This window comes from Actinacidiphila sp. bgisy145 (assembly GCF_057708125.1).
In genome coordinates, this window is the sequence record NZ_JBYIRL010000067.1 from 1 (window position 1) to 24,564 (window position 24,564).

The window sequence follows — 24,564 nt, forward strand, 5'->3', positions numbered from 1 at the left end:
TACGGCTCCCGCGCTCAGACCACGCCCACGGACTCCAGCGCGCGCCGCTGCCCCGGGCTCGGCTTCACCGGGAAGTACAGGTAGGCCACACCGCCGGAGCCGGAGCCCACCGAGCCGCTGGCGGTGATCCGCTTCGTGCGCAGCCACACCGTCTCGAACTGCGCCCGCCGGTAGACGTTGCGCACCGCGTCGTCGTCCGCGCTGGCCGGGTCGTTGGCCACCACGTCGCCCTCGGCGGTGAAGCCGACGATGCACATCAGGTGGCCGGAGGTGCTGTAGTTCGCCCCGTCCAACTCGCTGGCCAGGAACGACTGGGAGGTGATGACCGGGATGCCGGCCTTCACCAGGCGCTCGATGTCGTTCAGCGAGTGCAGCTGGGTGACGACGCCCTGGAGGTCCTGGTAGGTGGCCGCGTAGGCGGCGTTGAACGGCCAGTTGCCGCAGCCCTCGTACTGGTAGTCGTACGTGTAGCGGGCGCCCTGGTCGACCTGCGGGTCGGCGTAGGAGGGGTCCACCCAGGCCAGGTCGGCCGCGCTCGGGCCGCGGCCCCAGTACTCGATGACCATGGTGGAGGAGGTGGGGCTGCACCACGCCTCGCCGCCGTTGTCGTACTGCGGGTACTGGCCCTTGTGGATGTCCTGCGAGTAGCGCGGCACCGGCAGTTCCACCGCGCCGTCCAGCCCCGGCACGGAGGCGGGCACCGTGTAGCGGTCGGGGATGTCCGAGGCGAACGCGCCCGCCCGCCACACCGTCGGCGTGTCCTTGGTGCCGGGCTTGCGGTAGAGGGTGACCCGCAGCCGGTAGGAGGCGAGCAGCTTGCCCGCGCTCGCGTCGTCGATGGCGAACGTGTCGGTGTAGATGCTGCTGACGTCGTCGCTCTGGTCGTCCACAGAGGTGCGGCGGATGTCGTCGTCGCTGTCGCCGGAGGTCCAGCGGCCCATCACGTAGGCGGGGGTGGCGGTGCCGTCGGTGTACGTGCCCAGCAGCTCGACCTGCAGCCAGGTGCCCGCGGGGGTGTGCGCGTTCCAGGAGGAGACCAGTTCGGTGGCCGGGTGCGGGAGCTGCCGCCGCGGGGAGGTCCAGGTGGCGTACTCGTACGTACCGGTCCTGCCGGTGTGCGGGTCGGCGTAGTCCGTCGTGCCGGCCGGGCGGGCGATCCGCACCCCGGCGCGGGAGCCGGGCACCGGCTCGGTACCCCGGTGCTCACCGGTGTTCCAGTCGGCGTGGGTGCTCCAGGCGTGGTAGTCCACCGGCGCGGGGTCGTTTGCGGCGGCGCCCGTGCCGCTGCCGCCCGCGGGCTGCCCGGCGGGGGTTCCGGCGGCGGGCGTCCCGCTGCCGGCGGGCGCGGCGGAGGCGGTCTGCGCGTTCGAGGCGGCGACGGTGGCCGCGGCGGCGAGCGCGGCGGTCAGCACGGCACGCCGGGGCGCGTTACTGGTCATGTGGGTGGTACCTCGGTTCCCCTCGACGTGAACGGGAGATGGCCCGGCCGGGCCCTGTCGGGGCACGGCGGGTGCCGACCACTATCGTCGCTGGACGGGCCGTTCACCAGGGTTGCCGTGTTCCCGGACGGATCATTATTGGCCTATACCACTGACGGTCACGCTGGAAGAACGACCAGGTCACGCCCGGTCAGGTTGAGCCGCTCCCCGCCGTCCTCGGTGCACACCACGATGTCCTCGATGCGCGCGCCGAACCGCCCGGGCAGATAGATCCCCGGCTCCACCGAGAACGCCATGCCCGGCTCCAGCGCCCGCGCGCTGCCCGCCACGATGTACGGCTCCTCGTGCGTCTCCAGGCCGATGCCGTGGCCGGTGCGGTGGATGAAGTGCGCGCCGTAGCCGGCCGCGGCGATCCGGTCCCGGCCGACCGCGTCCAGCGCCTGCGCGGTGATCCCGGGGCGGACCGCCTCGGTCTGCGCGGTCTGCGCGGCCAGCAGCACCTCGTACAACTCGCGGAACTCCGCGGGCGGCTGACCGACCGCGTAGGTGCGGGTGGAATCCGAGCAGTAGCCGTCGGGGGTGGTGCCGCCGATGTCCACCACGACCGGGTCGCCGGCCTTCACCACCCGGTCGGAGACCTCGTGGTGCGGGCTGGCGCCGTTCGGCCCCGAGCCCACGATGACGAAGTCGACGGTGACATGCCCGGCCGCCAGGATCGCGTCGGCGATGTCCGCCGCGATCTCCCGCTCGGTGCGGCCCGGCCGCAGCCACTCGCCGATCCTGCGGTGCACCCGGTCGATCGCCGCGCCCGCCCGGCGCAGCGCCGCCACCTCCGCGGGCGTCTTGCGCATCCGCAGCACGGAGAGCACGTCACCGGCCAGGCCCGCCTGCGCGGTGGGCAGCGCGTCCTGGAACGCGAGCAGCTTCTCCGCCCACATGTGGTTGTCGACCGCGAAGCGGGCGGTGTGCGGCGGCAGCCGGCGGGCGATCATCGCGTAGGCGTCGTCGGTCTCGGCGAAGCCGACGATCTCCACGCCCAGCGCACCGGCCGGCGACGCCTCGGCGGCCGCCTTCTCCAGCGCGGGCACCACCAGGAACGGGTCGGCGTCCGCGGGCACCACCAGGCAGGTCAGCCGCTCCAGCGGCAGGGCCTGGTAGCCCGTCAGGTAGCGCAGGTCCGCGCCCGGGGAGACCAGCAGCGCATCGAGCCCGGCGTCGCCGGCGGCCTGCCGGGCCCGGTCCAGTCGCTCCGGCGGAAACAGTTCGGCCGCGCCGGCCGTGCCAGTGGATTGACTCACGCCCCTACGGTAGCCGTGCCCCCGCGGCGGCGGGCGAACATACGCGCCGCACCGGCCCGCGGCGCGGGCGGTTCGGGGGGGGCGGGGCCGTATGGTCGCGGGGTGGCGGATATGACGTTGGCGCAGCTGGTCGCGGGGATGGCGGGGCTGGTCCCGTCGTGCGGCCGCAGCAGGGTGATCGCGGTGGACGGGCACGCCGGGGCCGGGAAGACCACGCTCGCCGGGCGGTTGGCGGCGGCGCTGGGCGGCTGCCCGGTGGTGCACACCGACGACCTGGCGACCCACGAGGAGCCCTTCGACTGGGCGGACCGGCTGGCCGCGCAGGTGCTCGCGCCGCTGCGGGCGGGCCGGGACGCCGCGCACGGGGTCTACGACTGGCACGCCCGGCGCTTCGACGGCGAGCACCGCGTGCCCGCGGCGCCGTACGTGCTGCTGGAGGGGGTCGGCACCGGCCGGGCCGCGCTGCGCCCGCACCTGGCGCTCGTGCTGTGGCTTGAGGTCGGTCCGGCCGAGGCGCACCGGCGCGGACTGCGCCGGGACGGGCCGGAGTTGACCGCGTTCTGGACCGGGTGGAGCAGCGCGGAGGACGCGCACTTCGCCGCCGACCCGACCCGCCCCTACGCCGACCTGCTGGTCCGTCAGGACCAGGGCTCCGACGGCGGCTACCGGTTCGCGCCGGGGCCGGCGGCGCAGCCGGGCCGCCACCCCGCCCGCGGTCACGGAATGTGACCCTCCGGTGCCGGCGTGCCGCGAACCGGCGCCGCCGGAAACAACCGGTCGGATGCGGTCGAACACGGTCGGCAGGCGGTCGCATCCGCTCGGCGACCGCCTCGAATTTCCCCCCGATCGGACGGCCGTGATCGCTTGACCGGCCGGGTACCCAGAGATTACGTTTTCAACCAGCGGCACGAAGCAGCCGCTCAGCAGACACGGAGCCCCTGATTGTTCCCCCGTGATCAGGGGCTCCGTCCTGCTTTCCGCGCGTTCTGCCGCGCCGCGCGCGCCACCGCGCCCCTCACCCACCGTCACGAACCGGCGCCGTACCGCGTCCTTTGCCGCGCCCCGCCCCTCCCCTGTGGCTTGGCTGCGCACCCTACGGCGATCCGACCATCGCGGGTACCATGCGCGCAGGGGTCGGTGCGGTGCCTGGGGGGATCGCAGTCTGCTCAACTCCCGCCCGTTGGCCACGGGTTGGAGCGTGCGTGTCCGCGAGGCGGGGGGACGGAGTGGTGGGGACTTGATGGACTTCGGCACTGAGCGCCCGGGTGCCCCGGCCGATCTGGCCTGGCTGCGCGGGGTCGAGGCGTACACCATGGGCGCCTACGCGCAGGCCGAGGAGGAGTTCAGGGACGCGGTGCGGCTGGACCCGGGGATGGCCGACGCGTGGCTGGGCCTGCACGCGCTGCGCGCCGACACCGCCACCGCGCTGCTGCGGATGTACCAGCACCGCGACCGCTTCGGCGAGCAGCGCGCCGCCCACCGCCGCACCCTCAACTCCTGGTACTGGCTGGGCTGGTGGGTGCAGCCGGTGCTGGAGACCAGCCGCGACCTGCAACTGGCCCACGCCTCGCACTGGCTGGACGGCCGCCATGTCGCCGAGCTGGACCGGGCGCTGGCCGACTGCCCGCCGGTCGACACCGACCCGCAGGTGCGCTTCCTGCACGCCTGCCGCGCCTATCTCACCAAGGACTGGGAGCGCCTGGTCCGGCACACCGAACCCCTGCTCGGCGACCCGGTGCTGGGCATCGAGGCCGGACTGTTCGGCGGGATGGCCCGGGTCCGGCTGGAGATGTGCGGCCAGGCCGAACCGCTGCTGTCCGCCGCGCTGATGCGCTGCCGCAGCGAGCAGCCGCAGCGCAAGGAGCTGCGCTACTGGCTCGCCCGCGCCTACGAGGGCACCGGCCGCAGCGCCGCCGCGGTGCCGCTCTACCGCGCCGTGCACCGGGTGGACCCCGCCTTCATGGACACCGCCGCCCGGCTCGCCGCCATCCACGAGTCGGACGACGGCCTCGACGAGGCCGCGGGCCTGGCCGCGGTGTCGCTCGCCGGGAGCGGCCAGGCCGTACCCGAGTACGGCGAGCCCGACGGCGGCTACCCCGCCGACTTCCCGGCCGACCCGTCGGCGCCCGCCGGCCCGGGTCCGGGCGCCGAGGCCGAGTGGGACGAGTCGCTGCTGATCGCCGGGCCGCCCGGCGACGCCGTGCGCGGCCGCTTCTCCACCCTGCCCGGCGGCGCCGGCACCGCGGCCGCGGCCGGACTGCCGCTCGGCGGCGCCGACCCGGCGCTGCTCGCCGAGGCCCTCGCCGAGCTGGACCGGATGGTCGGACTGGAGCCGGTCAAACGCCAGGTGCGGGCGCTGTCGGCGCAGTTGCGGATGGCCCGGCTGCGCGCCGGACAGGGCCTGCCGGTGCAGCCGCCGAAACGGCACTTCGTCTTCTCCGGCCCCTCCGGCACCGGCAAGACCACCGTCGCCCGCATCCTCGGCCGGGTCTTCTACGCCCTCGGCCTGCTCGGCGGCGACCACCTGGTGGAGGCCCAACGCTCCGACCTGGTCGGCGAGTTCCTCGGGCAGACCGCGGTGAAGGCGAACGAGCTCATCGACTCCGCGCTGGGCGGCGTGCTCTTCGTGGACGAGGCGTACGCGCTGTCCAACTCCGGTTACAGCAAGGGCGACGCGTACGGCGACGAGGCGCTCCAGGTGCTGCTCAAGCGCGCCGAGGACAACCGCGACCGGCTCGTGGTCATCCTCGCCGGCTACCCCGAGGGCATGGACCGGCTGCTCGCGGCGAACCCCGGGCTCGGCTCGCGCTTCACCACCCGGGTCGACTTCCCCAGTTACCGCCCGCACGAGCTGACCCGGATCGGCGAGGTGCTCGCCGGCGAGAACGGCGACCGCTGGGACGACGAGGCGCTGGAGGAGCTGGCCGCGATCAACGGCCATGTGGTGGAGCAGGGCTGGGTGGACGAGCTGGGCAACGGCCGCCTGCTGCGCACCCTGTACGAGAAGAGCTGCGCCTACCGCGACCTGCGCCTGTCGGAGTACGCGGCGACGCCCGGCCGGGCGGAGCTGGCGACCTTGCGCCTGCCGGACCTGATGCAGGCGTACGGCGAGGTGCTGTCCGGCCGCGGCCCGGGCACCCCGCCGCCCGCCGAACCGGCGGAATAGCGCCGATCCGGCGGGCGGGGCGGTACGGCGGGCGGGCGGGCGGTACGAGCATCGACCCGGGCGCGGGGCCGGGCCCGCCTACCGGCCCGGGTGCGCTTCAGCGGACGAGTTCGCCGGCCGCCCCGCCGGACTGGGCCGGCCCCGGCACCGGCACCGTGCCGGCGCGCCTGCCCGCGGCGTTCTTCCGCGGCGCGGACCGGTGCGCGGGGTCGCGGACCTCGCCGACCAGCATCTCCAGCACGTCCTCCAGCGCCACCAGGCCGAGCACCCGCCCCTGCCCGTCGGTGACGGACGCGAGGTGGGTGGCGGCGCGGCGCATCGCGGTGAGGGCGTCGTCCAGCGGGAGGTCGGCGCGCAGCGTGGTCATCGGGCGCCACAGCCGCTGCGGCACCGGCTGGTCGGGGTCCTCCACGTCCAGGATGTCCTTGACGTGCAGGTAGCCGAGGTAGCCGGCGGCGCTGGAGCCGTCGGCGGCGACCGGGAAGCGGGAGTAGCCGGTCCGCACGGTCAGCGCCTCGATCTCCCGGGCGGTCGCCGCGGGGCCGAGCGTGACCAGCTCGTCCGGGGTGAGCAGCACCTCCGCGACCGGGTGGGAGCCCAGTTCGAGGGCGTCCTCCAGCCGCTCCTGCTCGTCGGAGTCGAGCAGCCCGGCCGCGCGCGCGTCCTCGACCAGCACCGTCAGTTCGGCGCTGGTGAAGACCGCGTCGACCTCGTCCTTCGGTTCGACCCGGAAGACCCGCAGGATCAGCCGGGCGCACGCGCCGAGCACCGCGATCACCGGCCGGAAGACCCGGGCGAAGCCGACCAGCCCGGGGGCGAGCCGCAGCGCGGCCTTCTCCGGGTCGGACATCGCCAGGTTCTTCGGCACCATCTCGCCGATCACCAGGTGCAGGAAGACCACGATCGCCAGCGCCAGCACGTAGCCGATCGGGTGCACCAGGTCGTGCGGGACGCGGGCGGCGGAGAAGACCGGCTCCACCAGCCGCGCGACGGTCGGCTCCGCGACGGCGCCGAGGGTCAGCGAGCAGACGGTCACCCCGAACTGCGCGGCGGCCATCATCTGCGGCAGGTGCTCCAGCCCGTACAGCACGGTACGGGCGGCCCGCTGCTCGGCGGCGTGCTGCTCGATCTGGCTGCGGCGCACCGAGACGAGCGCGAACTCGGCGCCGACGAAGAAGCCGTTGCCGAGCACGAGCAGGACCGCGAAGAGGAGTTGCAGCAGGCTCATCGGTGCTCGCCCTCCTCGACGGCGGCGGCCATCGCGGCGGGCGCGCCCGCCCGCTCGGCGGCGTCCCCCGGCCCGTCGGCGCAGGGGTCGTCGTCCGGCGCGGTGGTCCGCACGATCCGGACGCGTTCGGCCCGGTGGTGGACGACGTCCTCCACCCGCAGCAGCCAGCCCGGCAGCTCGGCGGTCTCGCCGACCTCGGGGATGCGGCCGAGCAGGTCGGCGACCAGGCCCGCGACGGTCTCGTAGGGGCCCTCGGGCGCGGCCAGGCCGATCCGGGCCAGGGTGTCGATCCGGCAGCCGCCGTCCGCGGTCCAGGCCGGGTGGCCGTCCTCGGCGGGCGCCTGGGCGAGTTCGGGCAGGTCGACGCCGTCGTGCTCGTCGCGGACCTCGCCGACCAGCTCCTCGACGATGTCCTCCAGGGTGACCACGCCGGCGGTGCCGCCGTACTCGTCGACCACGACCGCGATCGGCTGCTGGTTGCGCAGCAGCTCCAGCAGCTGCTGGACCGGCAGCGTCTCGGGCACCAGCAGCGGGGCGACGGCGATCCGGGACACCGGGGTGCGCGCGCGGGCGTCGGCGGGGACGGCGAGCGCGTCCTTGAGGTGGACCATGCCGGTGGTGTCGTCCAGCCGCTCGCGGTAGACGGGGAACCGGGACAGGCCGGTGGCGCGGGTGAGGTTCAGGACGTCGGCGGCGGTCGCGGTGTCCTCCAGGGCGCTGACCCGGACCCGGGGCGTCATCACGTTCTCCGCGGTGAGGTCGCCGAGCGAGAGGGTCCGCACGAACAGGTCGGCGGTGTCCGGCTCCAGGGCCCCGGCCAGCGCGGAGTGCCGGGCCAGCGAGACCAGTTCGCCCGGGGTGCGGGCGGAGTCCAGCTCGTCGGTGGGCTCCACGCCGAGCATCCGCACCAGGCGGTTCGCGGCGCGGTTGAGCAGTTCGATCACCGGGCGGAAGGCTCGCGAGAAGGCCCGCTGCGGGCCAGCCACCATACGGGCGACGGCCAGCGGCCGGGAGACCGCCCAGTTCTTCGGTACGAGCTCGCCGATCACCATCTGCACCCCGGAGGCGACCATCATGCCGATCACCACGGCGAACCCGGGGGCGGCGCCGTCCGGCAGGCCCGCGGCGCGCAGCGGCCCCTCCAGCAGGTCGCCGAGGGCGGGCTCGGCCAGCATGCCCACCACCAGCGAGGTGATGGTGATCCCGAGCTGGGTGCCGGAGAGCTGGAAGGAGAGCTTGTGCAGAGCGGCGACCACGCTGCGGGCCCTGCGGTCGCCGTCGGCCGCGGCGCGCTCGGCGGCCGGGCGCTCCACCGTCACGAGGCCGAACTCGGCGGCGACGAAGAAGCCGTTGGCGAGGATCAGTACGAACGCCGCTGCGAGCAGCAGCAACGAGGTGCTCATGAGGCCGCCGCCCCGCGTTTCCGGTGGGAGTCCCGGGCGGGAGGGGCGGCGCATGTACTACCGGACGGTTCGTCCATCGGGGTGTGAGTGTCACTCCTCGGGTGGGTGCCGCGCGGGGCGGCGCCGGGGTGGGAAGCGCGCGAAGGGGCGCGCTCGGGAATCCAGGGTAGTCATTGCGGGCCCGGCCGCGAAGTGACGGTGCCCACCCGGCGGCGCGCCGCCGCCGTCAGGGGCACCCGGCCATCGCCCGCCGGGGGGTGCGCCGGGCTCACACCGCGGGCGCCTCGCCCAGCGCCTCGACCAGCTCACGCAGCCGGCGGGCGTCGCGCAGCGCCCGGGCGGGGGCGATGCCGGGCTGGATGCCCATCACCGCCAGGGTCGTGCCGTCGGCGAGGTCGAGGCGGACCCAGGCGTCGCCGTGGCCGAGGTTGACCCGCAGCACCTCCGGCCAGGCCAGGCGGCGGCGCACGGTGAGGTTCACCACGGTGAGCCCGTCCGGGTCGGCGACGGCCTTGGGCCGGCTGAGCAGCGTCAGCCCCGCGCCGATCAGCACCGCCGTGCCGACCACGGTGGCGCGCTCGGCGGTGCTCCAGGGCGAGGCGCCCTCGTGCGGCATGAGGACGGCGACGGCGGTGAGCACCACCACGATCGCCACGGCGAGGACCAGCAGCACCGCGCGGGTGACGACCGGCCGGAAGGTCACCGGCAGGTCGTACCGCGCGGCGGTGGCCGCCGGGTGCTGCGCCGGATCGGCGGGCACCGTCACAGCCGGGCGGCGTGGATGCCGGTGGTCAGGATGGCGCGGGCGCCCAGGTCGTAGAGCTGGTCCATGATGATCTGCGCGTCGGCGGTGGGCACCATCGCGCGGACCGCGACCCAGCCCTCGTGGTGCAGCGGGGAGACGGTGGGCGACTCCAGCCCGGGGGTGAGCGCGACGGCCTTCTCGACCTGCTCCACGCGGATGTCGTAGTCCATCATCACGTAGCGGCGGGCGACCAGGACGCCCTGGAGGCGGCGCAGGAACTTCCGCACGTCGGCGTCCTCGGCGTCGGCGCCGGTGCGGCGGATGACGACGGCCTCGGACTCCATGATCGGCTCGCCGAAGGGCTCCAGCCCGGCGTTGCGCAGCGAGGTGCCGGTCTCCACCACGTCGGCGATGACCTGGGCGACCCCGAGCTGGATCGCGGTCTCCACGGCGCCGTCGAGGTGGACCACGGACGCGGCCACCCCGCTGTCGGCGAGGTGCTTGCCGACCACGCCCTCGTAGGAGGTGGCGATGGTCAGTCCGGCCAGGTCGGCCACGGCGCTCGCGGTGCCGGGCTTGGCGGCGTAGCGGAACGTCGAGCGGGCGAAGCCCAGTTGGAGGATCTCCTCGGCGTTCGCCCCGGAGTCCAGCAGCAGGTCGCGGCCGGTGATGCCGATGTCGAGGCGGCCGGAGCTGACGTAGATCGCGATGTCCCGCGGGCGCAGGTAGAAGAACTCGACGCCGTTGACGTTGTCGAACAGGACGAGTTCCTTTGACTCCTTGCGCTGGCGGTATCCGGCCTCATGGAGCATGGCCGCCGCGGGTCCGGACAGTGCGCCCTTGTTCGGTACGGCGATGCGGAGCATGGGGTCGGGTTCCTTTTCCTCGTGGGTGGTGCCGGAGCGGGCGCCGGGGACGGCGCGGACGGTGGTGCGGGTACGGCAAGGGGGTACGGGCGGGGCGGGTCGGCCGGACCGGAGGGACCGGCGGGGGCGGCGCTCAGAGATGAGCGTAGACGTCCTCCAGGGAGATCCCGCGCGCGACCATCATCACCTGGACGTGGTAAAGCAGTTGCGAGATCTCCAGGGCGGTCGCGTCCGGTCCTTCGTACTCGGCCGCCATCCACACCTCGGCGGCCTCCTCGACGACCTTCTTACCGATCGCGTGCACGCCCTTCCCGACGAGTTCGGCGGTGCGGGAGGTGCTGGGGTCGCCGGTGGCGGCCTTCTGCCGGAGCTCGCTGAACAGCTCCTCGAATGTCTTGTCAGCCATGGTGGTCCCTAGCCTACGGGGAAGCGGCCGGGGACCACCGCCACGGTTCGGATGCTGGTCACCGCCAGGGTTCGGAGACCGAACGCAGGGTGGTCGCGGTGGCGACCGCCGCGGTCACCGCCTCGTGGCCCTTGTCCTCCGTGGAGCCCGGCAGCCCGGCCCGGGCGAGCGCCTGCTCCTCGTTGTCGCAGGTGAGGATGCCGAAGCCGACCGGCACCCCGGTCTCCACGGCGACCTGGGTGAGCCCGGCGGTGACGCCCTGCGAGACGTACTCGAAGTGCGGGGTGCCGCCGCGGATGATCACCCCGAGCGCCACGATCGCGTCGTAGCCGCGGCCGGCCAGCACCTTGGCGACGACCGGCAGTTCGAAGCTGCCCGGCACCCGCAGCAGGGTCGGCTCCTCGATCCCGAGGTCGCGCAGCGCGCGGACCGCGCCGTCCACGAGGCCATCCATCACCTGGGTGTGCCACTGCGCCGCGATGACGGCGACCCGCAGGTCCCCGCAGTTCTTCACGGTCAACTCGGGGGCGCCCTTGCCGCTCACTTCTCTCCTCCGGTGGTGCTTCGGTCGGTACGGGACCGGTCGGTCGCCGACCGGTCGCTCAGGGGGGTCGGTACGGTCGCCGCGCCGTCGAGCCACGGCAGTTCGTGGCCCATCCGGTCGCGCTTGGTGCGCAGGTAGCGGGCGTTGTGCTCGCCCGCGGTGACGGGCATCGGCTCGCGGGAGAGCACGTCCAGGCCGTGCCCGGCCAGCGCGGCGGACTTCGCCGGGTTGTTCGTCAGCAGCCGCAGCGAACGCACCCCGAGGTCGGCGAGGATCTGCGCGGCGGCCGCGTAGTCGCGGGCGTCGGCGGGCAGGCCGAGTTCGAGGTTGGCGTCCAGGGTGTCCCGACCGCGCTCCTGGAGTTCGTACGCCCGCAGCTTCGACATCAGGCCGATGCCGCGGCCCTCGTGGCCGCGCAGGTAGACCACCACGCCGCGGCCGGCGGCGGCGACCTCGCGCAGCGCGCTCTGCAACTGCGGGCCGCAGTCGCAGCGCAGCGAGCCGAAGACGTCGCCGGTCAGGCACTCGGAGTGCACCCGGACCAGGACGTCGCCGCCGTCGCCGAGGTCCCCGGCCACCAGCGCGACGTGCTCGGCGCCGTCCACGGTGCCGCGGTAGCCGTACGCGCGGAACTCGCCGTAGGCGGTGGGCAGCCGGGTGCCGGCCTCCCGCCGCACCACGGCAGCCGCGGCCGGCTGGTTCGGGGCGTTCGGCTCGTTCGGGGCCGCCTGCTCGGGCTGCTCGGGCTGCTCCGAAGGGGCCACGGCCGGAGCGGCCGGGGCGGGCTGCGCGGTCCGCGCGGTCCGCGCGGCGCGGCGGTGGGCGATCAGCGCCTCGATCGAGATGATCGCCAGGCCGTGCTTGCGGGCGAAGGGGACCAGGTCCGGCAGCCGGGCCATGCTGCCGTCCTCGCGGGTGATCTCCACGATGGCGGCCGCCGGGCGCAGTCCGGCGAGCCGGGCGAGGTCGACCCCGGCCTCGGTGTGCCCGGGGCGGGCCAGCACTCCGCCGGGGCGGGCGGCGAGCGGGAAGACATGGCCGGGCCGGACGAAGTCGCCGGGGTGCGCGGCCGGGTCGGCGAGCAGCCGGATGGTGGTGGCGCGGTCGGCCGCGGAGATGCCGGTGGTCACGCCGTGCGCGGCGCTCGCGTCCACGGAGACGGTGAACGCGGTGCGCATCGACTCGGTGTTGGCCGCCACCATCTGCGGCAGCTCCAGCCGCTCGGCCGCCGGCGCCTCCATCGGCACGCAGATCAGCCCGCGGCACTCGTTCATCATGAAGGCGACGGTCTCGGCGGTGATCTTCTCGGCGGCCACCACGAGGTCGCCCTCGTTCTCCCGGTCCTCGTCGTCGACGACCACGACGGGGCGGCCGGCGGCAATGTCGGCGATCGCCCGCTCGACCGGGTCGAGCAGCAGCCCGTCGAGCGGCTCGGGTCCGCCCGGGGCGGCTTCCGTACGGCGCCGGTGGTCGTGGGGTGCGGTCAGGGCCGTCATGCGCGCGCTCCTTCCACGGTGGCGACCGGCTTGCTCGGCCGCGGGCCGCCCCGCTCGCCGCCGGCCCGCCGGGTCTGCTGCCACCAGGAGTACATCCCGGCGATCACCAGGACGAAGTAGATGATGTAGACGAGGCCGGAGAAGGGCAGCCCGCTGTGGAAGTTCAGCGGCACCCCGACGAGGTCGACCGCCAGCCACGCGAACCAGAACTCGACCCAGCCGCGGGCCTGCGCGTACATCGCGGCGAGCGTGCCGACGAAGATGTACGCGTCCGGCCACGGGTTCCACGACAGCTTGGGGTAGGCGAGGAAGAGCGAGGCGACGGCCACGGTGCCCAGGCCCGTGGCCAGCACCAGCACCGCCCGCTCCCGCCAGGTGGCGAAGCGGATGGACAGCCGGCCGGTGCGCCCGCCGGAGCCGCGCCGCCACTGGTACCAGCCCCAGACGGCGACGGTGATCACCACGAGCTGCTTGCCGACGCCGCCGCCGAGGTGCGCGCCCCAGAACGCGGCCACCAGCACCACGCCGGAGAGCAATTGGACCGGCCAGGTCAGCATCGCCCGCCGCCAGCCGAGCGCGAGCGCGAACAGGCCGAGCAGGTTGCCGATCATGTCGGACCACACCACGTGCTGGTCGAAGGCGGTGAACGCCTCGCTGTTCAGCCAGTGAACGACGCCGCTCACCGCCCGGCCTCCGCCACGCCGCCACCGAGCACGTCACCGAGGCCGTCACCGGGACGCCCGCCGTCACCGGGGACCGCGCCCGCGCCGAGCATCCGCTCGACGTACTTCGCGATGACGTCCACCTCGAGGTTGACCGGGTCGCCGGGCTGCTTGACGCCCAGTGTGGTCAGCGCGAGCGTGGTCGGGATGAGGCTGACGGTGAAGAAGTCCGCCCCCGCGTCGACCACGGTCAGGCTGACGCCGTCCACGGTGATGGAGCCCTTCTCCACCACGTAGCGGGCGAGTGGGGCCGGCAGCGCGACCTTGACGATCTCCCAGTGCTCGCCGGGCACCCGCTCCAGCACCGTGCCGGTGCCGTCCACGTGGCCCTGCACCAGGTGGCCGCCGAGCCGGCCGCCCAGCGCCATCGGCCGCTCCAGGTTGACCCGGGAGCCGGGGGTGAGCGCGCCCAGGCTGGAGCGCCCCAGCGTCTCGGCCATCACGTCGGCGGTGAAGGCGCCCTCGGGCAGGTCCACCACGGTCAGGCAGACCCCGTTGACGGCGATCGAGTCGCCGTGTTTCGCGCCTTCGGTGACGACGGGGCCGCGCACGGTGAAGCGGGACGCGTCGCCCAGGTCCTCGACGGCGGTGATCTCGCCCAGCTCTTCCACGATTCCGGTGAACACGTCAGCTCTCCTGGTATGCGGTGGGAACGGCAGCGCTGGCGACGGCGGCAGCGGAGGGTGCGGTGGCGGCCTCGGTGGCAGCTTCGGTGGCGGCTTCGCTCGCGGGGGCCGCGGCGGCGGGCACGGCGGTGACCCGCAGGTCGGGTCCGATCCGGTCGACTCCGGTCACGTCGAGCCGCAACGCCTGTGCGATCGTGCTGATTCCCCCGCCGTCGAGCGCGGCGGGCCCGGCGCCGAGCAGCGCCGGGGCGAGGTAGGCGGTCACGGCGTCGACGTGCCCGGCGGCGACGAACGCCCCGGCGAGCGTCGGCCCGCCTTCGAGCAGCACCGAGCGGACCCCGCGGCCGAGCAGTTCGGTCAGCAGCGCGGCCACGTCGAGGCCGCGGCCCTGCGGCGCGTACGGCAGCCGTACGACGTCCACGCCGGCCAGGTGGGAGGTGTCGGCGTCCGGGCCGACGGCGATCAGGGTGGGCGCGGCGTCGTCCAGCACCCGGGCGCCGGGGGTGGTCCGGGCGCGGGTGTCGACCACGACCCGCAGCGGCTGGGTGGCGCCGTCGATACCGCGGACGGCCAGGTGCGGGTCGTCCGCGGCCAGGGTGCCGGAACCGACCACGACGGCGTCGGCGGCCGCGCGCAGCCGGTGCACGTCGGCGCGGGCCTCGGGCGAGGTGATCCACCGGCTGGTGCCGTCGGCGGCGGCGATCCGGCCGTCGAGCGTCGCGGCGTACTTCCAGCGCACGTGCGGCCGGCCCTCGCGTACCGAGGTGAGCCAGGCGACGTTGACCGCCGCGGCCTCCTCGGCGAGCAGGCCGCCCGCGACGTCGACGCCCGCGGCGCGCAGCGTCTGCGCGCCGCCGGCCGCGACCGGGCTGGGGTCGGCGACCGCGTAGACGACCCGGGCGATCCCGGCCTCGATCAGCGCCTGGGCGCAGGGGCCGGTCCGGCCGGTGTGGTTGCAGGGTTCGAGCGTGACCAGGGCGGTGCCGCCGCGGGCCCGCTCCCCGGCCGCGAGGAGCGCGTGCACTTCTGCGTGCGGCCCGCCGGCGCGCTGGTGCCAGCCCTCGCCCGCGACCTGTCCGGCCGCGTCGAGGATCACACAGCCCACCACGGGGTTCGGCGCGGTCGCGCCGAGGGCGCGTGCGGACAGCGCGACGGCTCGACGCATCGCGTCGGCTTCTGCACTGGTGGCCACCGGGTCCTCCTGCCTCATCAGGCACGGACTCCGGGGCGAGGGAACTGACGGGCTCCACTCGCCGGGCGACCGGTCGCACACGCGCGGCACCGTACGTCATGCGCACGGACCCGCTCCTACGGCGGCCTTCCCGAGTGAACGCCCGCCGCGCACTGCCTCCCATCCGGACTTTCACCGTCGGTCCAGGAATTTCACCTGGTCAACCGACCGCTGGCTGCGGCCGGGTCGCGGACTGTAACCGCCGGTTCGGAATTGCACCGACCCCGGAGTGCGCGAACGTCACTACTGATCCAAGTCTGCCACGGCGGCGTCCCCGCGCTCCACCCCTGTTTTGTGCCCTCGCTCACACGAGGACCCCTCGGGGGCGCGGAAAGCCGCGCTGCGCACCGGATGCTCGACCGCCGGCGGGCTCGGGCGCCGCGGGGCGGGAGGAAGCGGGAGGGAGGGGAAGAGGTGGGAGAGGTAAGCGGTCCGGCGGATGCGCACGGGGGAATCGAACCCGCCGGACCGTGTCTCCACGTTAGCGCGCACTCACCGTCCGTCGGAGCCCCAGTCGGGCAATTCCAGGCGCGCGAACACGCCATGGCACAGGCGCGCGCCATCTCCCTTGACAGGGAAGGGAGTTGACGCCTGCTCACCAAGCTGGTCCCGGTGCGGCGCGGTGCCTGCGGACCGAACGGGACGCCCGGGCCGTGATCCAGGGCGCGGCCGTCCCCGGATCGGCTCGTCTCTCCCGCGACCGGGCCGGTGCGCGCACGGTGGGAAGCAGCCCGCCGCGCCGCGTGGTGGCGGCGGGCGCAGGCAACGGACACGCGCGAGGAGCACGTCATGAGGATTCTGGTCACCGGAGCCACCGGCCAGGTCGGCCGCAGGTTCGTCCCCCGGCTGCTGGAGCGGGCCGGGCGCGGCGGCGACACCGTACGGGTGCTGGTGCGCGACCAGGCGCGGGCCGAGCCGTTCACGAAGCTGGGCGCGCAGGCGGTGGTCGGCGAGCTGCGCCAGGGCGCGGACCTGCGCCGGGCCGTGGACGGGGTGGACGCGGTCGTCAATGTCGCGGCCGCCTTCCGCGGTGTGCCCGACGAGGAGGCGTGGGCGGTCAACCGCGACGCGGCGCTCGACCTCGGCCGGGCCGCGGTCGAGGCGGGCGCGCGGCGCTTCGTGCAGGTCAGCACGAACCGGGTGTACGGCGCCGGGCGCGGCCGCCCCGCCGTGGAGGACGACGGGCCGCTGGCCGGCAGCCACCTGGCGGGCAGCGCCTACCCCGACTCCAAGTGGGCGGCGGAGACCGGTCTGCTGGCCCTGGACGGCCTGGACCTGCGCGTCGGGCGGCTCGCGTTCGTCTACGGCGAGGGCGACCCGCACCTGGTGAACGCGGTGCCGTGGGCGCGGGAGTGGCCCGGGCACCGGCGGCTCCAGATGGTGCACCACGCCGACGTCGGGCAGGCGCTGCTGCGCCTGCTGTACGCGCCGGGCATCGGCGGCCGGATCTACAACATCGCCGACGACGCGCCCGTCTCGACCGTCGAGCTGCTCTGGCTGAACGGCCTTTCGCCCGCGCCCGAGGCCGCCGAGCGGGTGGTGGAGGACCCGTGGGACGGCATCGTCTCGACCGCGCGCATCCGCGACGAGCTGGGGTTCCGGCCGATCTACCCGTCGGTGTGGACCGCGCGGGACGCGGGCGCGCTGTAGGGAGCCGCAGCGCCCCTGGCAGGCCCGGGCGGGCCCGCCCGGGCCCGGTGGCGAATCGTTTCGGCCGGTGCGGGTCGGCCGTCACGGCGACTTCGCCGCGCGGCGCGGCGGGCCGCGGATGCGCGGTGCGGAAGCTGGGGGGATGACGACGACGGCACAGTGGACGGCGCCGGGGGACGCGGGGGGCGCGGCGGGCGTGGCGGACGTGGTGCGGCGGATGCGGGCGCTGGCGGTGCGGCTGCCGCCGTCCGACGGGGTCGCGGTGTTCGACCGGGTCTACCTGTCGGTCACCGAGGAGTTCGCCCGGCGGCTGGGCCGCGGCCGCTTCCCCGACGGCCCGGAGGCGGCGGAGCTGGCCGTGCTGTTCGCCGGGCGCTACCTGGCGGCGGTCGAGGCCGCGGACGCGCCGGCCCCGGACGGCCGAGACGCGGACGGACCCGGCACGGACGGGCCCGACGCGGACGCACCCCGCACGGGCGGCCGGGTGCCCGCGTGCTGGCAGCCGTTGGTGCGGGCGCGGGCCGATCCGGCGGTCCACCCGCTCCAGTTCGCGCTGGCCGGCATCACCGCCCATGTCGGGCACGACCTCGCGCTGGCCGTGGTCGACACCTGCCGGGCCACCGGCCGCACGCCCGACGCGGTCGCACCCGACTTCGTCGCGGTGGGCGCGGTGCTCACCGCCATCGAGGCGCGGGTCCGGGAGGAGCTGATGCCGGGCCCGGACCTGCTGGAGCGGCTGGACCCGCTCACCCACGCCGTCGCGTCCTGGTCGCTGGCCCGGGCGCGGGACGGCGCGTGGGCGGCGGCCCGGCTGCTGTGGGCGATCCGCGACCGCCGGGAGGCGTACGAGGAGTGCGCCCGGGCGCTGGACGTGTCGGTCGGCGCGATGGCCCGGGCGGTGCTCGCGCCCTTCCCCGCGAGCGTCGCCCGCGGTCTGCCGGCTCAGTCCTCGGGCAGCGGCACCGGCGCGATCTCGTCGTAGCGGTCGCCGGGGCCGGGGTTGAGCGGGTCGGTGGCGCCGCCGAGGTGGTGCATGACGCCCCACACCGCGTTGAGCGCGGTCTGCACGGCGCCCTCGGCCCACCCGGCGGTCCAGGACACGTCGTCCCCGGCGAGGAAGATGCCGCGCTGGTCCGCGGGCAGCAGGTCCTGCATGAAGTGCGTGAACAGCCGCCGCTGGTAGCGGTAGTGGCCGGGCAGGTTGGCCTTGAACGCGCCCATGAAGTAGGGCTCGTCCTCCCAGGAGACGGTGACCGGGTTGCCGGTGATGTGCTTCCTGATGTCGACGCCGGGGTAGATCTCGCCGAGCGACTTGAGCATGACCTCCATCCGCTCGTGCGCGGTCAGCGGCAGCCACTTGGAGCTGTCGTCGCACCAGGTGTAGGAGAGGCAGATCACCGCCGGCCGGTCCGGGCCGTCGTCCAGCAGGTAGGTGCCGCGGGTCATCCGGTCGGTGAGCGTCATCGACATCGTGTCGCGGCCGGTGCGCGGGTCCACGTCCCGCCAGAACGGCCGGTCGACCGGCACGAAGAGCTTGCTGGACTCCATGTAGTGAGTGCGCTCGATCGCGGTCCAGTGGTCGATCGGGAAGAGCGACTCGTCGCAGGAGATCTTCGCCAGCAGCATCCAGCTCTGCGCGGTGAACACCGCGGCGCGGTAGCTGCGGATGTCGCCGGTGGCGTCGGTGACGGTGATCCGGTTGCCCGCGGTGCGGTGCAGCCCGGTGACCGCCGGGCGCGGGGTGCCGCCGTGCAGGGAGCGCAGCGAGGTGCCGCGCGGCCAGTGCAGCAGCTTGTCCGGCTCGCGTGCCCACAGCCGCAGCGGGAGCTGGCGGCTGCCGCCGACGATGCTGTGGTGGTCGTCGTCGGCGCCGGTGTAGACGACCCGCAGGATCTCCAGGATCGAGTTGGGGAAGTCGGTGTCCCAGCCGCCGGTGCCGAAGCCGACCTGGCCGAAGATCTCCCGGTGCCGGAAGGAGGCGAACGCCGGTGCGGCGCACAGGAATCCGTAGAAGGTCTGGTTGTCCAGCCGCTCGACGAGCGCGGACCAGATCTGTCTGATCCGCGGTACGTCCCGGGCGCGCAGCGCCTGCTGCATCGCGGTGAAGTCGGCGCCCTCCTCCAGGCAGGTCTGCCAGGCGCGCATCACCTGGTGGTAGACCTCGGGCAGGTCGTCGACGGACGTGGCGTAGTGCGAGCGGCCCTTGAGGTCCACGACGGTCGAAGGGGTGCAGGGCGCCAGCGGGTTGGGGAACGGCCTGGTGGTCAGCCCGACCAGGTCGATGTAGTGGCGCAGCGCGGTGGAGGACGGCGGGAAGCGCATCGCGCCCAGCTCCGCGGTGAGGGCGCCTTCCTCGCCGACGGCGCCGTGCCCGTCGAAGGCCACGGTACGCAGCCGGCCGCCGATCTCGCCGGCCTCGTAGAGCACCGGGCGCAGGCCCATCCGCATCAGCTCGTAGGCGGTGACCAGGCCGGACAGGCCGCCGCCGATCACGGCGACCTCGGTGCCGTGCGCGGTGGGCGGCACCGCTCCGAGCCCGGCGGGGTGGGCGAGGAAGTCGTCGTAGGGGAAGGGGAAGTCGGGGCCGAACATGGTCAGCGGCGGTTCGGCCGGGCCGCGGTCGTGTCCTTCGTCGGGGATCGCGGTGGGCACGGACGTCATCGGGCGGTTCTCCTGGCGGCGAGCGAGCCGTACAGCTCGGGGCGGCGGTCGGTCAGGTACGGGTTCTGCTCGCGGGTGGTGCGCAGCAGTGCCATGTCGGCGTCGGCGACGAGGAGTTCGGGCCCCGTGCCGGCCCGGGCGCGCACCACGCCGTCGGGTCCGGCCAGGCAGCTGCCGCCGAGGAAGTCGTACTCCCCTTCGGGGCCGCAGCGGTTGACGTACGCGATGTGGAGGCCGTTCTCGAACGCCCGCGCGGGCAGCAGTGTTCGGGCGACGAACTCGTACGGGCGCATCAACGCGGTGGGCACCACCAGCAGTTCGGTGCCGGCCAGGGCGTGGGCGCGGACCGCTTCGGGGAACTCGACGTCGTAGCAGACCAGCAGGCCGATCCGGACGCCGTCCAGGGTGGCCTGCGCCAGCGGGCGGTCGCCGGGGGTGAACACGGAGCGCTCGTAGCCGCCGAAGAGGTGGGTCTTGCGGTAGTCGGCGAGTGCGGTGCCGTCCGGGCCGGTGAGGCGGGCGGCGTTGTGGACGCGGTCGCCGTCCCGTTCGGGGTAGCCGTGCACGACGGCGATACGGTGCCGGGCGGCGATCGCGGCGATCTGCCGGGCGGCGGGCCCGTCGGCCGGCTCGGCGAGGGCGGCGACGGTGGTGCCGAGGGCGTAGCCGGTCAGGAACATCTCGCTGGTGACCAGCAGGCGTACGCCGCGCCCGGCCGCCTGCGCGGCGGCGCGCTCCAGGGCCGCGAGGCTCGCCGCGGGGTCGGCGGGCAGCCCGGTGGGGCCTTGCAGCAGCCCGATCCGCAGTGTTTCGGCCATGCACCGCTCCCCGGTCCGTCGTCTCCCGCCCGGCGCACCGCGCGCCCGGCCGGAGCCCACTCGCCGCGGCTTTCCGCAGCTCAGCAGGCCCTCCCCGGACGGTATGTCCCGCCCTGATGTGGCGACAAGACGCGAACATTGCGCCGGTGGCCCCGATCTGTTGCGTTGTTCGGCGCCGAAACGGCGATCTGTTGCGCGAGGGTGGGCGGCGGCGGGCGGCGGGGGCCGGGAACGTGCGCGGGCGCCCACCCCGGGCAGGGGGTGGGCGCCCGAACGGCGCGTCGAGCGCGACCGTCAGCCGGTCAGCCGAGGCCCTCCTCGTCGGAGGACTTGGCCGACCGCTCGGTGCCGGGCTCGCCGGCCATCTCGGTCTCGATCCGCTCCTTGCGGACCCGGCCGTGCACCTTGCGCTGCTCGGTGTGCTCCTCGACCCGCATCCGGACCCGCTCCTTGGCCACGACCTCGGTCTCGACCACGGGCTTGTCCTCGTGGAGCGTGACGATCCGCTCGGCCTCGCTGATGTCGCCCAGCCCGGCGGCGCGCTCCGCGTCGGTGATCGGCGTGCGCTCCAGCCGCACTTCCTCGTGGACGATCGGGACGGTCTGCTCGACCTCCTCCACGTCGACGACCTTGTGCAGCCTGGCCCGGCCGGCCGCCTGGCGCTCGACCCGGACGTGCATCTCCTCCTCGGACCGGGTCATCTCGTCGCCGGCCGCGGCCCTCGACTCGCCGGTGCCCAGCCGCTCGGCCGCACCGCTGCGGCCGGCCGCGTACGCCGCCGTGCCGGTGCCTGCCTCGCTGCCGGACATCTCCGGCTGGGTGCCCTTGGCGGACGGGTCCGCCGCCTCCGCGCGGTCGCGGCGGGCGTGCCGGCCCCGGCCCGCGGCGCCGGCCGCCCCGGCAGCTCCGGCCGCGCCACCGGCCGCCGCCGCCTTCTCGCCGGTGCCCATCCCGCCCTGCGTGCCCGCCTCGCCGCCACGCGAGTCCAGGCCGTAGTAGCGGTACAGGTGCCGTTCCTCCTCGGCCGACAGGTGGCCGCCGGAGTCGACGTCCACGTTGGGCGCGCCCTTGACCTTGTCCTTCTCGTACGGCACCTCGACATGGTCCTGCACGATCTTCGCGGCGCGGGTCGGCACGAACGTCTCGTTGTTGCCGAAGAAGCCGGTCTTGACCGTCACCCACTCCGGCAGGCCGGTGGCGTCGTCCAGGTACATGTGCTTGGCATCGCCGATCTTCTTCCCCTGCGCGTCATGGACCGGATGGCCCACGACTTGGGGAATCTGTTCGCGCGTGATCATGTCGCCTCCTCGGGCGGCCGGGGCCCTTTTCCCGGTCTCACCTCACCGCGTTACCCCATTAGGGACGACAAAACATATCTACTCATCCCAAGACGGACATATCGCCCGGGTCGGAAGTCACGACGGGCCCGCCGCACCGTAGCGGCGCAGCAGCGGGGAAAGCACCAGCACCGAGCGGGTCCGGCTGACGAACGGCTCCCCCGCGATCCGCTCCAGCACCTGCTCGAAGTGGCGCACATCCGAGGCGAACACCTGCACCACCGCGTCCGCGTCGCCGGTCACGGTCGACGCGGACGCTACCTCCGGATAGTGCGCCAGCCCCCGCCGGATGTCCGCGGGCGAGGTGTTGTGCCGGCAGTACAGCTCCACCAGCGCCTCGGTCTGCCAGCCGAGCGCCGCGGGGTCCACCCGTACGGTGAAGCCGGTGATCGCGCCCGCCGCCAGCAGCCGGTCCACCCGCCGCTTGACCGCGGGCGCGGACAGGCCCACCTGCGACCCGATGTCCGCGTACGAGCGCCGCGCGTCCTCGGCCAGGGCGTGCACGATCCGTTCGTCGATCTCATTGAGCGCCACAGCGGGAGTCTCGCACGCGCGGCGCCCGACCCCACCCGCGACGGCTACGGCTACGGCTACGACCAGCTCGCGTACAGTGGCTGGCCCTCCGCGTAGCCGGCCGCGCTCTGCACCCCGACGACCGCGCGCTCGGCGAACTCCGCCAGCGAGGCCGCGCCCGCGTACGTGCAGGAGCTGCGCACCCCGGCCACGATCGAGTCGATCAGGTCCTCCACGCCGGGCCGCACCGGGTCCAGGAACATCCGCGAGGTGGAGATCCCCTCCTCGAACAGCGCCTTGCGCGCCCGGTCGTACGCCGACTCCTCGCTGGTGCGGTTGCGCACCGCGCGGGCGGAGGCCATGCCGAACGACTCCTTGTACAGCCGGCCGTCCGCCGCCTGCTGGAGGTCGCCCGGGGACTCGTGGGTCCCGGCGAACCAGGAGCCGATCATCACGTTCGACGCGCCGGCCGCCAGCGCCATGGCGACGTCCCGCGGGTGGCGCACGCCGCCGTCCGCCCACACGTGCCGGCCCAGCCGCCGTGCCTCGGCCGCGCACTCCAGCACCGCCGAGAACTGCGGCCGCCCCACGCCGGTCATCATGCGGGTGGTGCACATCGCGCCGGGGCCGACCCCGACCTTGACGATGTCCGCGCCGGCCTCGACCAGGTCGCGCACCCCGTCGGCGGCGACCACGTTGCCCGCCACCACCGGCACCGCCGGGTCCAGCGCGCGCACCGCGCGGACCGCGGCGAGCATCGACTCCTGGTGGCCGTGCGCGGTGTCGACCACGAGCGTGTCCACGCCCGCGTCGAGCAGCTGCTTCGCCTTGCCCGCCACGTCGCCGTTGATGCCGACGGCCGCGGCGATCCGCAGCCGCCCGCGCGCGTCGACCGCCGGGTCGTACAGCGTGGCGCGCAGCGCGCCGGTACGGGTGAGGATGCCGGCCAGCCGCCCGTCGGCGTCCACCGCGGGGGCGAGCCTGCGGTGGGCGGCGTCCAGCTGGTTGAAGGCGTCGCGCGGGTCCATGTCCGCGTCGAGCACCAGCAGCTCGCGGGACATCACCTCGGACAGCTGGGTGAAGCGGTCCACGCCGGTCAGGTCGGCTTCGGTGACCACGCCGACCGGGCGGCCGTCGGCCACCACGACCCCGGCGCCGTGCGCCCGCTTGGGCAGCAGCGACAGCGCGTCGGCGACGGTCTGCGAGGGGGCCAGCGTGATCGGGGTGTCCAGCACCAGGTGGCGCTGCTTGATCCAGCCGATGACCTCGGTGACCACGTCGATCGGGATGTCCTGCGGGATGACGACCAGGCCGCCGCGGCGGGCGACGGTCTCCGCCATCCGGCGCCCGGCGATCGCGGTCATGTTCGCCACGACCAGCGGGATCGTGGTGCCGCTGCCGTCGGGCGAGCGGAGGTCCACCGCCTGCCGGGAGCCCACGGCACTGCGCCCGGGCACCATGAAGACATCGTCGTACGTCAGGTCGTACGGGGGCTGGGCATCGTTGAGGAAACGCATACCGACTCTCTCACCTGCGGGTTCAACTGGGGGCGGGCGGGGAGTCGGCGCGGGCCGGATCAGCGTCCGGCTGCGGCTCCTCGGCCCATCCTCCCCGAAGTCCGCTGGTCACGGCGGCCTTCGGCGCGCTCTTCGTCGGTTCGGCGTACCCCGCCCCGCCCGCGTTTCGTATGATCCTCCAATCACCTGCTCCCGTTACGAGTCGCCGCTGCGGCGCTTGACCGCGACCACCACGAGCACGACGACGACCAGGACCACCAGCACCACGACCACCGGCATCGGCAGGCTCCCCGAACCCCCGCCGCTGCTGTGGCCGTAGTGGTGGAGATGGCTGTGGCCGTGCACGCGTGTCAGTCCCCCGAGTTTCATGGCCAAGATCGTAGGGTCGGCGAGACCCGCGAACCGTCCCGTCCCTGTCACAGACATGCCACAGGCCGCAGCGGCAGGGCCCGGGGGACACGGCGCGACCAGGGGGCTTGTCGGGCACATTGCGACATGCTGTGACAGCATCGGCGCATGCTCGTGCTCGATCTGGCCGGCGTCGGCGACCGGCAGGAGTTCATGGACCGGGTCTCCGCGGACCTCCGGCTGCCCGACTGGTTCGGCCGCAACTGGGACGCGCTCGCGGACTGCCTCACCGACCTGTCCTGGTGGCCGGTCGAGCCCGGCGGCCGCCGCCTCCACGTCCGCAACTGGCACGACTTCGCCGACCGCCTCCCCCGCGACTGGCGCATCGTCAAGGACATCCTCCACGACGCCGAGCTCTTCTGGCGCCACACCGACACCGAGCTCACCATCACCCTCGACTGACTGCCGGCACACAACCGCCCACCACCACGGCGCGCGGCCGCAGGACCCCCGCCCCGACGGCGCGTGGCCCCAGGGGCGCGAGGAACTG

At 74.5% G+C, this 24,564-nt stretch carries 23 protein-coding genes and 1 riboswitch; of the genes, 5 read left to right on the forward strand and 18 right to left on the reverse strand.

Translation table 11 applies throughout. The features are described 5' to 3' along the window. Nucleotides 1-14: 14 nt before the first annotated feature. Nucleotides 15-1,439 (reverse strand): C39 family peptidase, encoded by a 1,425-nt coding sequence (locus tag AC3ERT_RS35115; protein ID WP_435179107.1) that lies wholly within the window; start codon nucleotides 1,437-1,439, stop codon nucleotides 15-17. Nucleotides 1,440-1,597: 158 nt separating this feature from the next. Next, a complete protein-coding gene (locus AC3ERT_RS35120) occupies nucleotides 1,598-2,737 on the reverse strand; it encodes a M24 family metallopeptidase (RefSeq protein WP_335976025.1) in 1,140 nt (379 codons plus the stop codon). A 111-nt stretch (nucleotides 2,738-2,848) separates the two neighbouring features. Between AC3ERT_RS35120 and AC3ERT_RS35125 the strand changes: the two genes are divergently transcribed. Both AC3ERT_RS35125 and AC3ERT_RS35130 read left to right on the forward strand, forming a co-directional pair. Beyond that, on the forward strand, nucleotides 2,849-3,466 hold the full coding sequence (locus AC3ERT_RS35125; RefSeq protein WP_335976273.1) for a uridine kinase family protein: 618 nt from the start codon (nucleotides 2,849-2,851) through the stop codon (nucleotides 3,464-3,466). Between the two features lie 511 nt (nucleotides 3,467-3,977). Then, nucleotides 3,978-5,903, forward strand: coding sequence for an AAA family ATPase (locus AC3ERT_RS35130; RefSeq protein WP_335976023.1), 1,926 nt, complete (start codon nucleotides 3,978-3,980; stop codon nucleotides 5,901-5,903). 97 nt (nucleotides 5,904-6,000) lie between these two features. Here the strand turns inward: AC3ERT_RS35130 and AC3ERT_RS35135 are convergent, their stop codons facing one another. The 10 genes from AC3ERT_RS35135 to ribD all read right to left on the reverse strand — a co-directional run bounded on the left by AC3ERT_RS35135 (nucleotide 6,001) and on the right by ribD (nucleotide 15,149). Further along, nucleotides 6,001-7,131 carry a hemolysin family protein gene (locus tag AC3ERT_RS35135; protein WP_335976019.1) on the reverse strand — a complete coding sequence of 377 codons (1,131 nt, stop codon included), beginning with the start codon at nucleotides 7,129-7,131 and terminating at the stop codon, nucleotides 6,001-6,003. Further along, nucleotides 7,128-8,534, reverse strand: coding sequence for a hemolysin family protein (locus tag AC3ERT_RS35140; protein WP_435128098.1), 1,407 nt, complete (start codon nucleotides 8,532-8,534; stop codon nucleotides 7,128-7,130). Before AC3ERT_RS35140 ends, AC3ERT_RS35135 begins: the two co-directional genes overlap by 4 nt. A 268-nt stretch (nucleotides 8,535-8,802) precedes the next feature. Further along, nucleotides 8,803-9,300: a PH domain-containing protein gene (locus AC3ERT_RS35145; RefSeq protein WP_435128100.1), complete on the reverse strand. Its 498-nt coding sequence runs from the start codon at nucleotides 9,298-9,300 to the stop codon at nucleotides 8,803-8,805. Then, nucleotides 9,297-10,145, reverse strand: a complete 849-nt coding sequence (gene hisG, locus AC3ERT_RS35150) for an ATP phosphoribosyltransferase (RefSeq protein ID WP_335976010.1) — start codon at nucleotides 10,143-10,145, stop codon at nucleotides 9,297-9,299. The genes AC3ERT_RS35145 and hisG overlap by 4 nt, the downstream gene beginning before the upstream one ends. Before the next feature lie 133 nt (nucleotides 10,146-10,278). Beyond that, nucleotides 10,279-10,551, reverse strand: coding sequence for a phosphoribosyl-ATP diphosphatase (locus tag AC3ERT_RS35155; protein ID WP_335976008.1), 273 nt, complete (start codon nucleotides 10,549-10,551; stop codon nucleotides 10,279-10,281). A 58-nt stretch (nucleotides 10,552-10,609) separates the two neighbouring features. Further along, nucleotides 10,610-11,095 carry a 6,7-dimethyl-8-ribityllumazine synthase gene (gene ribH / locus AC3ERT_RS35160; protein ID WP_335976003.1) on the reverse strand — a complete coding sequence of 162 codons (486 nt, stop codon included), beginning with the start codon at nucleotides 11,093-11,095 and terminating at the stop codon, nucleotides 10,610-10,612. Beyond that, a complete protein-coding gene (ribB, locus tag AC3ERT_RS35165) occupies nucleotides 11,092-12,591 on the reverse strand; it encodes a 3,4-dihydroxy-2-butanone-4-phosphate synthase (RefSeq protein WP_435179109.1) in 1,500 nt (499 codons plus the stop codon). Before ribB ends, ribH begins: the two co-directional genes overlap by 4 nt. Next, entirely contained in the window at nucleotides 12,588-13,202 is a 615-nt protein-coding gene (locus AC3ERT_RS35170) for a nicotinamide mononucleotide transporter family protein (RefSeq protein ID WP_435179122.1), read from the reverse strand. Before AC3ERT_RS35170 ends, ribB begins: the two co-directional genes overlap by 4 nt. Nucleotides 13,203-13,270: 68 nt before the next feature. Continuing rightward, nucleotides 13,271-13,939 (reverse strand): riboflavin synthase, encoded by a 669-nt coding sequence (locus AC3ERT_RS35175; RefSeq protein WP_435179111.1) that lies wholly within the window; start codon nucleotides 13,937-13,939, stop codon nucleotides 13,271-13,273. A gap of 1 nt (nucleotide 13,940) precedes the next feature. Continuing rightward, nucleotides 13,941-15,149 carry a bifunctional diaminohydroxyphosphoribosylaminopyrimidine deaminase/5-amino-6-(5-phosphoribosylamino)uracil reductase RibD gene (gene ribD / locus AC3ERT_RS35180; RefSeq protein WP_435179113.1) on the reverse strand — a complete coding sequence of 403 codons (1,209 nt, stop codon included), beginning with the start codon at nucleotides 15,147-15,149 and terminating at the stop codon, nucleotides 13,941-13,943. Between the two features lie 127 nt (nucleotides 15,150-15,276). Beyond that, nucleotides 15,277-15,407, reverse strand: a riboswitch (FMN riboswitch). Between the two features lie 552 nt (nucleotides 15,408-15,959). Here ribD and AC3ERT_RS35185 point away from each other — a divergent pair. Together AC3ERT_RS35185 and AC3ERT_RS35190 are read left to right on the forward strand one after the other, a co-directional pair. Beyond that, complete coding sequence (locus AC3ERT_RS35185; protein WP_435128111.1) at nucleotides 15,960-16,820, forward strand: NAD-dependent epimerase/dehydratase family protein; 861 nt, start codon at nucleotides 15,960-15,962, stop codon at nucleotides 16,818-16,820. A 142-nt stretch (nucleotides 16,821-16,962) separates the two neighbouring features. Further along, the gene (locus AC3ERT_RS35190; RefSeq protein ID WP_435179115.1) at nucleotides 16,963-17,802 is read left to right on the forward strand and encodes a DUF5995 family protein; all 840 of its coding nucleotides are present in this window, start codon (nucleotides 16,963-16,965) and stop codon (nucleotides 17,800-17,802) included. On the opposite strand, the gene AC3ERT_RS35195 is transcribed toward AC3ERT_RS35190, so the two are convergent. The 6 genes from AC3ERT_RS35195 to AC3ERT_RS35220 all read right to left on the reverse strand — a co-directional run bounded on the left by AC3ERT_RS35195 (nucleotide 17,763) and on the right by AC3ERT_RS35220 (nucleotide 24,035). Next, nucleotides 17,763-19,481 carry a flavin monoamine oxidase family protein gene (locus AC3ERT_RS35195; protein WP_335975975.1) on the reverse strand — a complete coding sequence of 573 codons (1,719 nt, stop codon included), beginning with the start codon at nucleotides 19,479-19,481 and terminating at the stop codon, nucleotides 17,763-17,765. The two genes, AC3ERT_RS35190 and AC3ERT_RS35195, sit on opposite strands and share 40 nt — an antisense overlap. Next, the gene (locus AC3ERT_RS35200; RefSeq protein ID WP_435179118.1) at nucleotides 19,478-20,299 is read right to left on the reverse strand and encodes a carbon-nitrogen hydrolase family protein; all 822 of its coding nucleotides are present in this window, start codon (nucleotides 20,297-20,299) and stop codon (nucleotides 19,478-19,480) included. Before AC3ERT_RS35200 ends, AC3ERT_RS35195 begins: the two co-directional genes overlap by 4 nt. A 302-nt stretch (nucleotides 20,300-20,601) precedes the next feature. Further along, entirely contained in the window at nucleotides 20,602-21,597 is a 996-nt protein-coding gene (locus AC3ERT_RS35205; RefSeq protein WP_435128119.1) for a PRC and DUF2382 domain-containing protein, read from the reverse strand. A 117-nt stretch (nucleotides 21,598-21,714) separates the two neighbouring features. Continuing rightward, nucleotides 21,715-22,170 carry an Lrp/AsnC family transcriptional regulator gene (locus AC3ERT_RS35210; protein WP_335975965.1) on the reverse strand — a complete coding sequence of 152 codons (456 nt, stop codon included), beginning with the start codon at nucleotides 22,168-22,170 and terminating at the stop codon, nucleotides 21,715-21,717. A gap of 56 nt (nucleotides 22,171-22,226) precedes the next feature. Next, nucleotides 22,227-23,666: a GuaB1 family IMP dehydrogenase-related protein gene (locus AC3ERT_RS35215; protein WP_335975959.1), complete on the reverse strand. Its 1,440-nt coding sequence runs from the start codon at nucleotides 23,664-23,666 to the stop codon at nucleotides 22,227-22,229. A 195-nt stretch (nucleotides 23,667-23,861) separates the two neighbouring features. Next, on the reverse strand, nucleotides 23,862-24,035 hold the full coding sequence (locus AC3ERT_RS35220; protein WP_435128122.1) for a hypothetical protein: 174 nt from the start codon (nucleotides 24,033-24,035) through the stop codon (nucleotides 23,862-23,864). Nucleotides 24,036-24,182: 147 nt separating this feature from the next. On the opposite strand from AC3ERT_RS35220, the gene AC3ERT_RS35225 reads away from it, so the two are divergent. Then, nucleotides 24,183-24,476, forward strand: a complete 294-nt coding sequence (locus AC3ERT_RS35225; RefSeq protein WP_335975951.1) for a barstar family protein — start codon at nucleotides 24,183-24,185, stop codon at nucleotides 24,474-24,476. The last annotated feature ends 88 nt before the right edge of the window (nucleotides 24,477-24,564 follow it).

Coding starts and splice junctions, on each gene's coding strand:
- AC3ERT_RS35115 (WP_435179107.1), bottom strand. CDS start 1,439: ATGACCAGTAACGCGCCCCGGCGTGCCGTGCTGACCGCCGCGCTCGCC.
- AC3ERT_RS35125 (WP_335976273.1), top strand. CDS start 2,849: ATGACGTTGGCGCAGCTGGTCGCGGGGATGGCGGGGCTGGTCCCGTCG.
- AC3ERT_RS35130 (WP_335976023.1), top strand. CDS start 3,978: ATGGACTTCGGCACTGAGCGCCCGGGTGCCCCGGCCGATCTGGCCTGG.
- AC3ERT_RS35135 (WP_335976019.1), bottom strand. CDS start 7,131: ATGAGCCTGCTGCAACTCCTCTTCGCGGTCCTGCTCGTGCTCGGCAAC.
- AC3ERT_RS35140 (WP_435128098.1), bottom strand. CDS start 8,534: ATGAGCACCTCGTTGCTGCTGCTCGCAGCGGCGTTCGTACTGATCCTC.
- hisG (WP_335976010.1), bottom strand. CDS start 10,145: ATGCTCCGCATCGCCGTACCGAACAAGGGCGCACTGTCCGGACCCGCG.
- AC3ERT_RS35155 (WP_335976008.1), bottom strand. CDS start 10,551: ATGGCTGACAAGACATTCGAGGAGCTGTTCAGCGAGCTCCGGCAGAAG.
- ribB (WP_435179109.1), bottom strand. CDS start 12,591: ATGACGGCCCTGACCGCACCCCACGACCACCGGCGCCGTACGGAAGCC.
- AC3ERT_RS35170 (WP_435179122.1), bottom strand. CDS start 13,202: ATGATCGGCAACCTGCTCGGCCTGTTCGCGCTCGCGCTCGGCTGGCGG.
- ribD (WP_435179113.1), bottom strand. CDS start 15,149: ATGAGGCAGGAGGACCCGGTGGCCACCAGTGCAGAAGCCGACGCGATG.
- AC3ERT_RS35185 (WP_435128111.1), top strand. CDS start 15,960: ATGAGGATTCTGGTCACCGGAGCCACCGGCCAGGTCGGCCGCAGGTTC.
- AC3ERT_RS35190 (WP_435179115.1), top strand. CDS start 16,963: ATGACGACGACGGCACAGTGGACGGCGCCGGGGGACGCGGGGGGCGCG.
- AC3ERT_RS35195 (WP_335975975.1), bottom strand. CDS start 19,481: ATGACGTCCGTGCCCACCGCGATCCCCGACGAAGGACACGACCGCGGC.
- AC3ERT_RS35200 (WP_435179118.1), bottom strand. CDS start 20,299: ATGGCCGAAACACTGCGGATCGGGCTGCTGCAAGGCCCCACCGGGCTG.
- AC3ERT_RS35205 (WP_435128119.1), bottom strand. CDS start 21,597: ATGATCACGCGCGAACAGATTCCCCAAGTCGTGGGCCATCCGGTCCAT.
- AC3ERT_RS35215 (WP_335975959.1), bottom strand. CDS start 23,666: ATGCGTTTCCTCAACGATGCCCAGCCCCCGTACGACCTGACGTACGAC.
- AC3ERT_RS35220 (WP_435128122.1), bottom strand. CDS start 24,035: ATGAAACTCGGGGGACTGACACGCGTGCACGGCCACAGCCATCTCCAC.
- AC3ERT_RS35225 (WP_335975951.1), top strand. CDS start 24,183: ATGCTCGTGCTCGATCTGGCCGGCGTCGGCGACCGGCAGGAGTTCATG.